The organism is Bradyrhizobium sp. RDI18 (genome assembly GCF_043203335.1).
GTDB lineage: Bacteria > Pseudomonadota > Alphaproteobacteria > Rhizobiales > Xanthobacteraceae > Bradyrhizobium > Bradyrhizobium retamae.
Map to the genome: position 1 here is coordinate 5,169,194 of NZ_JBICRN010000008.1, position 12,964 is coordinate 5,182,157.

Genomic DNA, 12,964 nt, shown 5'->3' on the forward strand with positions numbered 1-12,964 from the left:
CGCATCAGTTCGACTTAACCCGGCGCATCACGCTAGCAAGCGCAGTATGACGATACAACAGGAATATCATACTGGAGCCAGAACGGAATTTTCCATGCAACGGATTACGATCACGATCGAAGACGAGCTGCTCGCCGAGATCGACGCGGCGGCGGAAGCCCGCGGCTATCAGAACCGCTCCGAGATCATGCGCGATCTCGCGCGCGCTGGCCTGCAGCAAAGCGCCGAGAACGCCACGCCATCGGGCCAATGCGTCGCCGCACTGGTCTACGTTTACGATCACGCCGCGCGCGACCTCTCAAAACGGCTGGTACAGAATTTCCACGGCCACCACGATCTGTCGCTGGCGACGCTACATGTGCATCTCGACGACGATAGCTGCATGGAGGTGACGGCGCTCAAAGGCGCGAGCGGCGAGGTCCGGCACCTGGCCGATCACATCATCGCCGAGCGCGGCGTGCGCTATGGCCGCGTGGTGATGATCCCGACTGGTTCGAGCAAGAAGCCGCGCGCGCGCAGGCACACGCACCGGCACGACTGACACTGATCTGGATCAAGGCACGCGGCCGGCGAGGAAGCGATAATCGCCGACCATCTCACGAGACCATTGCCGCGATGCTACCGGTCGGAGCGCCCGATCACGTCCATCAGTTCAGCGATCTTTTCTCGCTGGTCGGCCTTGTTGCCGCTGGTGATTGCGTGCTCGACGCAGTGCGCCACGTGATCCCGCAAGACCTCCTCCTCGACGCGCCGCAGCGCGGCCCGGACGGCGGAGATCTGGGTGACGATGTCGATGCAGTAACGATCCTCATCAACCATTCGTGACAGGCCGCGGACCTGGCCCTCGATCCGGCTGAGACGTTTCTGACAGGATGCCTTGATGTCTTTTCGCATGCGGCCTATATACCCCTACAGGGTATAGGTTTCAAGGCCGGAGATGATGATGAACAACAATGAAAACGCCGATCGAAACGGCGCTTCGAAGGGCGCCTGCTGCGGCGGTCATGGCCACGCCAGTCACAGCCACCACGGCCATCAAGCCGCCGGCTCGGCTACCGTGCGCGATCCCGTCTGCGGCATGACCGTCGACCCCGCGTCCAGCAAGCACCGCTTCGACCATCACGGCGAGACCTTTCATTTCTGCTCGGCCGGCTGCCGCACCAAATTCGCCGCCGATCCCGTCGCTTATCTCGATAAGGACAAGGCACCGAAGGCCGCCGTACCGGAGGGCACGATCTACACCTGCCCGATGCACCCCGAGATCCGTCAGGTCGGTCCTGGAAGCTGCCCGATCTGCGGGATGGCACTGGAGCCGGAAGTGGCAAGCCTCGATGCGCCGCCCAATCCGGAACTCGCGGACATGACACGCCGCTTCTGGATCGGCCTCGTGCTTGCGTTGCCGGCCGTCGTCCTCGAAATGGGCGGCCACCTCGTCGGCGGCCATGGCTGGGTCGACCAGACGCTGTCGAACTGGATTCAGCTAGCGTTCGCTACCCCGGTCGTGCTCTGGGCCGGCTGGCCATTCTTCGTGCGCGGCTGGCAGTCGCTGGTGACGCGCAATCTCAATATGTTCACGCTGATCGCGATGGGCACCGGCGTGGCCTATGCCTACAGCGTGGTCGGGACGGTTGCGCCCGGCACCTTCCCGGCCACCTTCCGCGGCCATGGCGGTGCGGTCGCGATCTATTTCGAAGCGGCGGCGGTTATCACCGTGCTCGTGCTGCTGGGCCAGGTGCTCGAACTCCGCGCCCGCGAAGCGACGTCAGGCGCGATCAAGGCGCTGCTGCAGCTTGCGCCGAAAACCGCGCGCCGCATCGGCGACGACGGCACGGATCATGAGATCGAAATCGACGCGTTGGCGGTGGGCGACAAACTGCGGGTCCGGCCGGGCGAGAAGGTGCCGGTCGACGGCGTCATCCTCGAAGGCCGCTCTTCGCTCGACGAAGCGCTGGTAACGGGCGAGATCCATGCCGGTCACCAAGGAGCCCGGCAGCAAGGTCATCGCAGGCACGGTCAACCAGTCCGGCGGCTTCATCATGCGCGCCGACAAGGTTGGCCGCGATACGCTGCTGTCCCAGATCGTGAAAATGGTGGCGGATGCGCAGCGCTCCCGCGCACCGATCCAGCGGCTGGCCGATCAGGTTTCCGGCTGGTTCGTGCCTGTCGTCATCGCCGTGGCGCTGATCGCATTCGGCGCCTGGGCTTGGTTCGGACCGGAGCCGCGCATGGCATTCGGCCTGGTCGCAGCCGTCAGCGTCCTCATCATCGCCTGCCCCTGCGCGCTCGGCCTCGCCACGCCGATGTCGATCATGGTCGGCGTCGGCCACGGCGCCCAGGCCGGCGTTCTGATCAAGAACGCCGAAGCGCTGGAGCGCATGGAGAAGGTCGACACGCTGGTGGTCGACAAAACGGGCACGCTGACCGAGGGCAAGCCGAAGGTGGTCACCATCGTGACGGCCGCGGGATTTGAAGAGGCAGAAATTCTGCGGCTGGCGGCGAGCGTCGAGCGGGCCAGTGAACACCCGCTGGCCGACGCCATCGTGCGGTCGGCCAAAGAGCGCAATCTCGATCTCGGCAAGGTCGAGGCATTCGATTCGCCGACCGGTAAAGGCGCCACCGGTAACGTCGACGGCAAGATCATCGTGCTCGGCAATGCGAACTTCCTGCAGTCCCTCGGCATCGATGCCAGCGCGTTGAACGATGAGGGCGAACGTCTGCGCGGCGATGGCGCGACGGTGATCAACATGGCGGTTGATGGCAAGCTTGCCGGATTGTTCGCGATCGCCGACCCCGTGAAGGCATCGACACCTGACGCCCTGAAGGCACTGGCGGCGGACGGCATCAAGGTCATCATGCTGACCGGCGACAACAGGACCACGGCGAACGCCGTCGCACGCGGCCTTGGTATCGCCGAGGTCGAGGCGGAAGTGCTGCCCGATCAGAAGAGCGCGGTGGTCGCAAAACTGCAGAAGGCCGGCAAGATCGTTGCGATGGCCGGCGACGGCGTCAACGACGCGCCGGCGCTCGCCGCAGCCGAAGTCGGCATTGCGATGGGCACGGGAACGGATGTTGCGATGGAAAGCGCCGGCGTTACGTTGCTGAAGGGCGATCTCGGCGGCATCGTCCGCGCCCGCCGGCTGTCGCAGGCGACGATGCGCAATATCAGGCAGAACCTGTTCTTCGCCTTCATCTACAACGCCGCCGGCATCCCGATCGCCGCCGGCATTCTCTATCCCGCGTTCGGGCTATTGCTGTCACCGATCATCGCGGCGGCGGCGATGGCGCTATCGTCGGTCAGCGTCGTCGGCAACGCACTGCGATTGCGATTGGCACGGCTGTAGCTGCGTCATGCGCTCCCCGGATGCAGCGCAGCGCGGCGCATTTGCGGCGTGATGCGCTGCTGTTCCGGGGTCCATACTTGCGGTGTTGGATCCCGGCTCTGCGGCGCATCGCCCAAGAGGCGCTGCACCGCGTCCGGGATACGGTCCACTCAGGCGGGCGCTAGTTCACGCCGCCTTCCCGCGCGGCAATCCGGCCCGCGCCAGACCGCCATACAGCGTCTCACCCGGCATTTCCGATTTCAGAATGCCGCGCACCGCGATCAACTTTTCAATATCGATGCTTGTGGCAAATCCCTTGCTCTCGCACAGGAACACCAGATCCTCGAACACCACGTTGCCGGTCGCGCCCGGAGCGAACGGGCAGCCGCCGAGGCCGCCGAGCGATCCATCGAGCACGCGCGCGCCGGCATCGAGCGCGGCGGAAGCGTTGGCGATCCCCATGCCGCGCGTGTCATGCAGGTGAATGCAGATCGGCTTTCCACCTGCGATCTTCACTGCGCCTGCGACGAGTTCGCCGACCTGCTTCGGCCCGGCATAGCCGACCGTGTCGGCGATCGCGACCATGTCGACGCCGGCCTCGAACAGCTTTTCCGTCAGCCGCAGCACTTCCGCAGAGGCCACGGGACCTACGATCGAACAGCCCAGCGCCATCGAGATCGCGGCGTTCACCACCGGTCTGTGCGCGCTGGCGTCGCGCAATTCGCAGAGCCGCCTGACGTTGGCGATCGCTGACACCCGCGACCGGTTGGCGTTGGCCTGGCTGTGTTCCTCGGTTGCCGAGACCACGGTTGCCACTTCGGCCACGCCAGACGCCAGCGCCTCGTTGACGCCACGCTCGTTCAGCGTCAGCGCGATGCCGTAGGCGCCGGGCAGCGACGCCACGGTCCCGATGATGTCGCGCACATCGGCGAATTGCGGAAACGTCCTTTGCGGCAGGAACGAGCCAACCTCGAAATGGCGCACACCGGCGGCATACTCATCGCGGATCCAGCGCTGCTTGGCGGATGTGGATGGAAATGTCTTCACGAGCTGCAGGCCGTCGCGCAAGCCGACCTCGCGCAGCACGATCTTGTTGTCGGGATAGATCTCTTCAACACGGGTCATGGCAGCCTCATCCGGCATTGTTCTCGACGGCAGCCTCACCTCCCGAGGGGGCAGGCTCTTGCCGAAGCCCTTGCGGCTATCTACCTCTCGCGAGGGCTTTTTCACAAGAGGCAGAACCGCCATGTTGGACGCCGCCGTCAAGGCGCTTTCGCAGATCCTGTCGCCGCCGATGCGCACCATCCTGTGGCGCTCGATCGGGCTGGCGCTGGTGCTGATTACGGTGCTGGCCGTCGGCTTGCAGCGCGCGTTGAGCTGGTTCGCTGAGTACGGCGAAGTCTGGGCCGAGGCGATGCTCGGCCCTGGCTTCCACACGTCGCTCAATATCCTTTCCTGGATCATCTCGATCGCGGCCGGCCTTGGCGTCGTGCTCGGCGGGATCTTCCTGATGCCGGCGGTCACCTCGCTGGTTGCGAGCGTGTTCGTCGATGACGTCGCCGAGCATGTCGAGCGCGAGCACTATCCGGCGGAGCGTCCCGGCGACGCGCTGCCGCTCGGCGTCGCGATTCCCGAGGGCATCAAGACGGCGCTGCTCACCATTCTGGTCTATCTGATCGCCCTGCCCTTCGTGCTGTTCGCAGGCGCGGGCTTCCTGATCTTCTTCATCGCTACGGCGTGGCTTTTGGGCCGCGAATATTTCGAACTCGCCGCCATGCGCTTTCGCTCGCCGGCGGAAGCCAAGGCGATGCGCAAGGACCACGCGGCAACCGTGTTTACCGCGGGGCTCTTCATCGCGGCGTTCGTGTCGATCCCGATCGTCAATCTGGCGACGCCGCTATTCGGCATGGCCTTCATGGTCCACATGCACAAGCGGTTATCGGGCCCGCGGCCGGAGTTGATCGAGCCCGCGCGCAAGCCGGGCATGCCAGTGGTGTAATCTTCTCCGTCTCCCGCTCTTCGCGGGGAGAGGGAGAAGGGACTCACACCGTCTTTTCGGGCCACCGGCACAGATCGTTGATCAAGCACACCTCGCAGCGCGGCTTGCGGGCGAGGCAGGTATAGCGCCCGTGCAGGATCAGCCAGTGATGGGCGTGCCGCATGAATTCCGGCGGGATCACCTTTTCGAGCCCCAGCTCCACCTCGAGCGGCGTGTTGCCGGACGCAAGACCAGTACGGTTGCCGACGCGGAACACATGCGTATCGACCGCCATGGTGTGTTCGCCATAGGCCATGTTGAGCACGACGTTGGCGGTCTTGCGCCCGGCGCCGGGCAGCGATTCGATTTCAGCGCGGGTGCGCGGCACCTCGCCGCCGAATTCATCAATCAGCTTTTGCGATAGCGCGATGACGTTCTTCGCCTTGTTGCGATAGAGCCCGATGGTCCTGATGTAGTCGCGCACCTTGTCTTCGCCGAGCGCCAGCATCTTCTCCGGCGTATCGGCCACCGCAAACAGCGCGCGCGTCGCCTTGTTGACGCCGGCGTCGGTCGCCTGAGCCGACAGCACCACCGCCACCAGCAGCGTATAGGGATTGAGATGCTCGAGTTCGCCCTTCGGCTCCGGATTGGCCTTACGAAATCGGCTGAAGGCCTCGTGGATCTCGGCCGGCGTCCAGGGTTTCGGCTTTGGTGCCCTTTTGGTCCGTACCCGTAACGCCTTGGCGGCCTTCTTCGCCGGTCTATTCGGCTTCGATGGAACGCCGGCTTTCTTGGCGCTGAGAGAGCGGATGATTTTGGCCATGATCGGGATATACTGACACGCGATGACCGCAAGCAACGACTTTGATCCGGAGCTTGATCAGCCGACGCTGTTTTCGGCGCGGGTGACGCCGCATCGTTCGCTGAACCGCACCGGCTTTTTGGTGCTGATGACATTCATCAGCGCCGTGAGCTTTGTTGCCGGCACCGCATTTTTGCTGATGGGCGCCTGGCCGGTGATCGGCTTTTTCGGCCTCGACGCAGTGGTGATCTACTGGGCGTTCCGGGTTAATTTCCGCAGCGCTGATGCCACCGAGGACATCATGGTGACGCCAACGGAGTTGCGCGTCCGGCGGGTCAGCCATCGCGGCCATCTGATGGAATGGTCGTGCAATCCGCTCTGGGTGCAGTTGGAGCAGACCGGCGACCCGGAATTCGGCATCGAGCGGCTTTACCTGGTCTCCCGCGGCCACCGGGTGTCGATCGGCCAAGTTCTGGGACCCGACGAAAAGGCTAGTTTTGCCAAAGCCTTATTGGCCGCACTACAGGTCGCCAAACGCGGGCCGACCTATAATCCGGTGGCTTGAGGTGCTTGTCAGAAATCGGGTGGTTTGGAGGCCGCATGCGCCCTAAATCGGATCCCATGATGATATCAGCCATACATGACCAGCGCCTGGCCAAGCCGGGCCACCAGAGCGCCGCGCTGCGCGACTATGACTCGGTGCGCCGGGCCATCGCGTTCATCTCGGAACAGTGGCGCACGCAGCCGACCATCGAGGCGATGGCGGATGCCGCCGCCGTGACACCGGACGAACTGCACCATCTATTCCGCCGCTGGGCCGGGCTGACGCCGAAGGCGTTTATGCAAGCGCTTACCCTGGACCATGCGAAGGGCTTGTTGCGCGATTCCGCGAGCGTGCTCGATGCCGCGCTCGACTCGGGGCTGTCTGGCCCGGGCCGGCTGCATGATCTCTTCGTCACCCATGAAGCGATGTCGCCGGGCGAATGGAAGAACGGCGGCGCCGGCATGACGCTGAGTTACGGGTTCCATGCTTCGCCATTCGGCACGGCCATCGTGATCGCGAGCGAGCGAGGCCTTGCGGGGCTCGCCTTCGCCGACCCCGGCGACGAGCCGACAGCGTTCGCCGACATGAAGCGGCGCTGGCCGAATGCGACCTATGTCGAGGACCATGACGGCACGGTCGGGCTCGCGCAACGCATCTTCGATACGCGGCTGTGGCGGCCGGACCAGCCGCTACGCGTGGTGCTGATCGGCACCGATTTCGAGGTGCGGGTGTGGGAAACGCTGTTGAAGATCCCGATGGGCCGCGCGGTCTGTTATTCCGACATCGCCACCAAGATCAAGAACCCGAAAGCCTCGCGCGCGGTCGGCGCCGCGGTCGGCCGCAACCCGGTGTCGTTCGTGGTGCCCTGCCATCGCGCCCTCGGCAAAGGCGGCGCGCTAACCGGCTATCACTGGGGCATCACGCGCAAGCAGGCGATGCTCGGCTGGGAAGCGGGGCAGGTCGGATTGCATTGAATTTCGTATGGTGGGCAAAGCGAAGCGTGCCCACCATACGATTTGATACTTCACGCCGCCAGATCGAGCTTCGACGCGACCGTCGAATCGGCATTGAGCCGGTAGATCACCGGCGCGCCGGTCGCGAGTTCGCGCTTCAAGATCTGCTCGGGCGTCAGCTTCTCCAGCACCATGATCAGCGCGCGCAGCGAGTTGCCGTGGGCGGCGACCAGCGTGCGCTCGCCGCGCAGCACGCCAGGCAGAATCTCCTGCACGTAATACGGCAGCGCGCGCGCCAGCGTGTCCTTGAGGCTTTCGCCGCCAGGCGGCGGCACGTCATAGGAGCGGCGCCAGATCAAGACCTGCTCCTCACCCCATTTCTTGCGGGCGTCATCCTTGTTGAGTCCCGAGAGGTCGCCGTAGTCGCGTTCGTTGAGCGCCAGATCGCATTTGGTCGGCAATCCGGTCTGGCCGATCTCGGCCAACGCCAGGTCGAGCGTGCGCTGCGCCCGCTTCAGCACCGAGGTAAAGGCGACATCGAACGTCAGTCCCTGCGCCTTCAGCTTGCGGCCGGCCTCTTTCGCTTCCGATACACCGAGTTCGGAGAGGTCGGGATCCTTCCAGCCGGTGAACAGGTTCTTCAAATTCCAGTCGCTCTGGCCGTGCCGCACGAGCACGAGAAGACGATCGCTCATTCCAAGATTCCGTTTTTCGATGGTTAGAAGTCGGCGAGCCCCAGCACGTCGGTCATCGTATAGAAGCCGGGCGCCTTGCCGCGCGCCCACAGCGCCGCCTTGATCGCGCCCTGCGCAAACATGGTCCGGTCCTCGGCGCGGTGGGTCAGTTCGATCCGCTCCATCGGACCTGCGAAGATCACGGAGTGATCGCCGGTGACGGTGCCGCCGCGAAGCGAAGCGAAGCCGATATCGCCGGGTCGGCGGGCGCCGGTATGGCCGTCGCGGCCGCGCGCGGAGCGGGCGTGCAGGTCGACGCCGCGGCCGGCGGCAGCAGCTTCACCAAGCAGGAAGGCCGTGCCCGAGGGCGCGTCGATCTTGGCCTTGTGGTGCATCTCGACGATTTCGATGTCAAAACTTTCGTCGAGCGACTGCGCGACACGCTTGACCAGCGCGGCGAGCAGATTGACGCCAAGGCTCATATTGCCGGACTGCACCACCACCGCACGCGAGGTGACGCTCTTGATGACCGCCATGTCTGATACTGACAGGCCGGTGGTTCCGACGATGTGAATCAGGCCGCGTTCGGCGGCGATCGCGACATTGGCGATGGTGGCGGCGGGCACGGTGAAGTCCAGAATGCCGTCGGCATTGGCGGACAATGTCCAGAGGTCCGCCGACAATTCGACCCCATTGGCCGGCAGGCCGGCGAGCACGCCGGCATCCTTGCCCAGAAGTTCCGAGCCCGGCGCTTCCAGCGCGCCGGTCAGCACCGCACCCGGCGTTTCCGAAATGACGCGCACCAGCGCGCGGCCCATCCGGCCGCCGGCCCCCGCTACGATCAATCGCATATCGGCCATGGCTTTTACCTCTGCACGCCCTATAGCGGGATGAGGCTGTTCCGGCAACCAATCAGGCGCTTTTGCGGCTTCCGCCGGCGGCCAAGCGATCCGGCCGGGCGGAGGCAAGAGGGCAATCAGGGTGGCGATCCTGCCCTGCCCTGTTCGATCCTGCCATGATTGGGATCGGTCGGCGTCGTGTCCGCCGGCTCAAACCAGATGCCCCGAACACCGGTTGCTCTAGAGGGTAAGTTCCAGCTTCCTCTCCAGAACCATCCGGCCGTCGCGCTCCACGACATATGTGGCCTTGTAGGTGCCGCGCTCCCAGCCCGTCGCCGGACGCTTCCTGCCGGTGAACAGCATGAATTGCGCCTTGTTGCTCTCAAGTTGCGCGGCTCGATTTTCGGCGATGGCCTTTCCGGTCGGATCTTCGATGACGAGCCGTTGCGCGTCGCCCGCCTTCAGGCCAATGACGCGAACGAAGGCGACAATTGCCGCCGCGCTGGCCGACGGCTTTTTCCATGCCCGCGCTTCCATCCTCGACAAGCTCCATCGTCACCGGACCGTTCGCGAAGCCGGCATTCAGAATGGTTCGCTCCTGATAGGCAAGTTGCGCGTGAAGTGCCGGATGCCACAGCAGTTCGCCGCCCCCGCAGGAGCCGGAATTGGCACCATATGCGAAGGGATCTACGACCGCTCCCTTATGCCTGACCGTGAAATGCAGATGAGGATATTCGGTCAGCCCCGAGAGACCGACCCGGCCAAGCGGCTGCCCAACTTTGACTGCCTCTCCGGGCTTTACCAGGAGGCTGCCGTGAGCCATGTGACAATATTGGGTTTCCCAATGTTCCGGGTGTTCGATCACAACGCCGTTGCCACATTCGACGTCGCGAACAGCTTCGGGCGCAGACTTGCCAACGGCGCCGTCTGGCGCGCCGTCTCGCGTGCGAAGCACGCGGCCACTTGCGGAAGCCAACACTTCCACGCCGGCCTTTTGCGACGCCAGCGACGGCAAGCGAAAGTCCGTCCCGTTGTGGCGGTCATACGTCAGGGTGCCGCATTTATAGTCTCGGGCCGACCCCGACGGATCGACATCCGTGTAATTCTGGATGTAGCAGGTCCGGCCAGGTTCGCACGCGATTGGCATGCTCAATTGAATGCTCTCGGCGATCGCATTGGAAGAAACGCCCAGTGCCGCGGCGATGGCAAAGGCTCGATAAGAAGTCACACAGCGCATGAAGTCCTGGACCATCGCAAAAGCTGGCGCATCAGTTCGCAGGCCGCTTATCAGCCGCACAAAGCAACCGGCAATCCGGTGACATCGGCGCGACGGCCTTTTTCGCGCCTGCCGGCCCCGAATGGGGACTGCGTAAGATGATAGAGCAGAAAGAACTCGGCCTGTCGATTGATCCCCAACTTGAGCATGATGCGCTTGGTGTAGGTCCTTACAGTCGCCTCGGTCAATCGAAGGTCGGCGCCGATATCACGTGGACACTGGAATTGAAGAATCCGGGCGATGATCTCTCTCTTCGGCCCAGTTCAAGCCGAAGGCGGTTGCAATACGGTGTGCCCCCAGCACTTCATCGAATTGCGGCACGATGACCAATGCTTTCCCCACGTCGCAATGTGTTGGCGCGGCCCCGATCTTGGCGAAGGCAAACTGCTGACGCTCCGTAGAGAGAGGCACAGTTGTGTTCAGCCAAACCTGACCGAGCCTGGGAATCAACGCCTCGCGGACTGCCACCCTCAAACGCTCGGTTACCAATCTGCTGGACCCTGCGAGCCGGTCACCATCCACCCTGAGCAGTTCGCCCTTTGCAGATAGCGCTCGACCACAGCGATTGACCTCGTGAACATGCAGGCCTTCGTCCACGATGAACGCAGGGAATGCCAGGTTTTCCAGCCAGATTTCTGCGTCCGGATATCGATTGGGTGAACGCTGCACTAGGGAATGAGCCGTCCCCCAAACCGTACGCACGGCACGCGCGAGACACGGAATTTCGGCCCGAACGAGCGCAGCCTGCCGCCATCCCGCGACAAACACCACGGTCGATCTGTCGCGAGAGGCAAATCTGCCGATGATGGAATGACCGTTTGTTCCTGGCTCGGAGCCGATCAGTTTCCGCACAAACGAGGTGCGTGCGTTGACAGGTTCGAGAAGGGCGCAATCTGCTCCGGCGCCCTTGCGGGCAATTCGGGCGACGGTCATGGTGCATGAGGGATCGATTGCGGCGTGTCCGATCCGGACCTCTTTAAGCTCCGATCCGGTGTGAGACATGGCCGCGACGTAGCAACGGTTGCACTCGAAAAGTTCGGCAACAGCCTTGCCGAAATGCTCCATCGCACTCTGGTCTGGGCCTTGCTCCGCGGGGCCCCCTATCTGAGGATCTTCGGCGTACTGAAGAGGCTCGCCGCGCTCAGCGTCATTGAAGCGAAATCCACCCTGCCTGGAGGGTAGTGTTTTGCCATTCTCATGCACGGGCGCCTCCCGCAACAAGATGCCGTCGAACTCATGCCGACGGCTTAGTGCTCCTTAAACGCGCGGTTGATACGCAGTTCCATTGGCTGCAGTAAATATTCCGCAAAGGTTCTTTCTCCCGTCTCGATAAATATCTCAACGGGCATTCCCGGCAGTAGCGAAGAGAAATACGAGGCGGTCGGTGCGTTGATGTCAAGTTCCAGTTCCGCCATGTAAGACGTGACGCCACTCTTGGCGTCGGTCAGTGCGTCTGCCGCTACAGCGACAACCTTTCCGTCGAGCATGGGCCGACGACGGATATTCAATGCGTGAACCCGCACACGCGCGATCTGCCCGGCATAGACCTCTTCCCGATCCATTGGTTTCAATGCTGCCTCGATGACAAGCCGGTCCTCCGTCGGAACAATTTCGAGGAACGTTTCGCGGGGTGCAAGCACGGCTCTAAGGTCCCGGCTGTTGAGGCCCACGATCTTTCCGCTCTCGGGGGCACGCAATTCAGACCGGCCAAGTTGATCGCGCAGAGCGGCAATTCGATGTCGGAGGTCACCGATCTCCTCGCTCGCCGCATGACGCTGCTTCGCGATTTCCTGATTCTGGTTGAAGCCCAACTGTCGGCGCCTGTCCTCAAGTTCCGCCATTTTGCCTCGCTTCTCCGCAACCGACGCTGCGTTGCGGTCAATCTGTCCGCTCGACTCGGCCTCGGCTCGTTTCAAGGCTAACAGGCGTGGCTTTCGGGCGAGGCCCTTTGTAAGGAGGTAGCTTGTGTCAGCTATCTCCTCTCGTAACAGCGCAAGTTGCTGCTCGACACCCTTGGTGCTGCTTTCGAGGCCTCGGATAGAGTCCGTCAACTGCAGCATCTGCTGATCGATCATTTTGCGTTCATTCTCGATTGCGGCCAGTCGTGCAGCAAACTCGCCCTCCTGGGTTTGCATGGCACTGCGCGCGGACGGATGGCTCGCGCTTCTCTTCAGTTCGTCGGGAAAGCTGATCGCTTTCGCGCGGGCCTCTTCCGCCGCCAGCCGCGCCTCCATCGCCAGAACCGCAAAGTATTTTGTCTCAAGCGAGCCGAGGGCTGCTTCGATCTGGGTGGTATCGAGCCGGGCGATGAGTTGGCCGGCCTTGACCTGATCGTTCTCCCTGACGTGAACTGACTTTACTATTCCTCCCTCAAGATGCTGGACTGCCTTGCGCTTCGAATGAACCTTTATGACACCTTGTGCAACAACCGCGCCACGAAGCGGAACTGTCATGGCCCACACGCCGAAGCAGCAAAATTGCAGAACCAGCAGCACGCATCCCCATCCAATAATCCGCCGCATATCGGATCGTGGTCGTTCCTTGCGGGAAACGGCGACTGCACGATCTCGACCTCCTT

At 63.2% G+C, this 12,964-nt stretch carries 13 protein-coding genes and 2 pseudogenes; 5 read left to right on the forward strand and 10 right to left on the reverse strand.

Translation table 11 applies throughout. The features are described from left to right. Nucleotides 1–94 precede the first annotated feature (94 nt). Nucleotides 95–541, forward strand: a complete 447-nt coding sequence (gene nikR / locus ACFXS9_RS34045; RefSeq protein ID WP_392696857.1) for a nickel-responsive transcriptional regulator NikR — start codon at nucleotides 95–97, stop codon at nucleotides 539–541. Nucleotides 542–618: 77 nt separating this feature from the next. On the opposite strand, the gene ACFXS9_RS34050 is transcribed toward nikR, so the two are convergent. Continuing rightward, nucleotides 619–894 carry a metal-sensitive transcriptional regulator gene (locus ACFXS9_RS34050; RefSeq protein ID WP_057844804.1) on the reverse strand — a complete coding sequence of 92 codons (276 nt, stop codon included), beginning with the start codon at nucleotides 892–894 and terminating at the stop codon, nucleotides 619–621. A 49-nt stretch (nucleotides 895–943) separates the two neighbouring features. Between ACFXS9_RS34050 and ACFXS9_RS34055 the strand changes: the two are divergent. Next, a pseudogene (locus ACFXS9_RS34055) lies at nucleotides 944–3,341 on the forward strand (heavy metal translocating P-type ATPase). Between the two features lie 165 nt (nucleotides 3,342–3,506). Here the strand turns inward: ACFXS9_RS34055 and ACFXS9_RS34060 are convergent. After that, on the reverse strand, nucleotides 3,507–4,445 hold the full coding sequence (locus ACFXS9_RS34060) for a hydroxymethylglutaryl-CoA lyase (RefSeq protein WP_392696860.1): 939 nt from the start codon (nucleotides 4,443–4,445) through the stop codon (nucleotides 3,507–3,509). A gap of 121 nt (nucleotides 4,446–4,566) precedes the next feature. Between ACFXS9_RS34060 and ACFXS9_RS34065 the strand changes: the two genes are divergently transcribed. Next, on the forward strand, nucleotides 4,567–5,319 hold the full coding sequence (locus ACFXS9_RS34065) for a sulfate transporter family protein (protein ID WP_392696863.1): 753 nt from the start codon (nucleotides 4,567–4,569) through the stop codon (nucleotides 5,317–5,319). 43 nt (nucleotides 5,320–5,362) lie between these two features. On the opposite strand, the gene nth is transcribed toward ACFXS9_RS34065, so the two are convergent. Beyond that, nucleotides 5,363–6,121: an endonuclease III gene (gene nth / locus ACFXS9_RS34070; protein WP_392696865.1), complete on the reverse strand. Its 759-nt coding sequence runs from the start codon at nucleotides 6,119–6,121 to the stop codon at nucleotides 5,363–5,365. A 22-nt stretch (nucleotides 6,122–6,143) separates the two neighbouring features. On the opposite strand from nth, the gene ACFXS9_RS34075 reads away from it, so the two are divergent. Together ACFXS9_RS34075 and ACFXS9_RS34080 are read left to right on the forward strand one after the other, a co-directional pair. Then, nucleotides 6,144–6,665, forward strand: coding sequence for a DUF2244 domain-containing protein (locus tag ACFXS9_RS34075; protein WP_392696868.1), 522 nt, complete (start codon nucleotides 6,144–6,146; stop codon nucleotides 6,663–6,665). 56 nt (nucleotides 6,666–6,721) lie between these two features. Then, entirely contained in the window at nucleotides 6,722–7,618 is an 897-nt protein-coding gene (locus ACFXS9_RS34080) for a methylated-DNA--[protein]-cysteine S-methyltransferase (protein ID WP_392700162.1), read from the forward strand. A 50-nt stretch (nucleotides 7,619–7,668) separates the two neighbouring features. Here the strand turns inward: ACFXS9_RS34080 and ACFXS9_RS34085 are convergent, their stop codons facing one another. The 7 genes and pseudogenes from ACFXS9_RS34085 to ACFXS9_RS34115 all read right to left on the reverse strand — a co-directional run bounded on the left by ACFXS9_RS34085 (nucleotide 7,669) and on the right by ACFXS9_RS34115 (nucleotide 12,881). Further along, nucleotides 7,669–8,292, reverse strand: a complete 624-nt coding sequence (locus tag ACFXS9_RS34085; protein WP_065746367.1) for a 2,3-bisphosphoglycerate-dependent phosphoglycerate mutase — start codon at nucleotides 8,290–8,292, stop codon at nucleotides 7,669–7,671. Between the two features lie 23 nt (nucleotides 8,293–8,315). After that, entirely contained in the window at nucleotides 8,316–9,131 is an 816-nt protein-coding gene (dapB, locus tag ACFXS9_RS34090; RefSeq protein ID WP_392696871.1) for a 4-hydroxy-tetrahydrodipicolinate reductase, read from the reverse strand. Between the two features lie 219 nt (nucleotides 9,132–9,350). Then, nucleotides 9,351–9,647 carry a hypothetical protein gene (locus ACFXS9_RS34095; protein WP_392700366.1) on the reverse strand — a complete coding sequence of 99 codons (297 nt, stop codon included), beginning with the start codon at nucleotides 9,645–9,647 and terminating at the stop codon, nucleotides 9,351–9,353. A 205-nt stretch (nucleotides 9,648–9,852) separates the two neighbouring features. Then, a pseudogene (locus ACFXS9_RS34100) lies at nucleotides 9,853–10,362 on the reverse strand (M23 family metallopeptidase); the annotation flags it as partial. Nucleotides 10,363–10,397: 35 nt separating this feature from the next. Continuing rightward, nucleotides 10,398–10,574: a hypothetical protein gene (locus tag ACFXS9_RS34105; protein ID WP_392696874.1), complete on the reverse strand. Its 177-nt coding sequence runs from the start codon at nucleotides 10,572–10,574 to the stop codon at nucleotides 10,398–10,400. A 19-nt stretch (nucleotides 10,575–10,593) separates the two neighbouring features. Next, a complete protein-coding gene (locus ACFXS9_RS34110; protein ID WP_392696877.1) occupies nucleotides 10,594–11,451 on the reverse strand; it encodes a hypothetical protein in 858 nt (285 codons plus the stop codon). Nucleotides 11,452–11,633: 182 nt separating this feature from the next. Continuing rightward, on the reverse strand, nucleotides 11,634–12,881 hold the full coding sequence (locus ACFXS9_RS34115; protein WP_392696880.1) for an HlyD family type I secretion periplasmic adaptor subunit: 1,248 nt from the start codon (nucleotides 12,879–12,881) through the stop codon (nucleotides 11,634–11,636). Nucleotides 12,882–12,964: the final 83 nt, after the last annotated feature.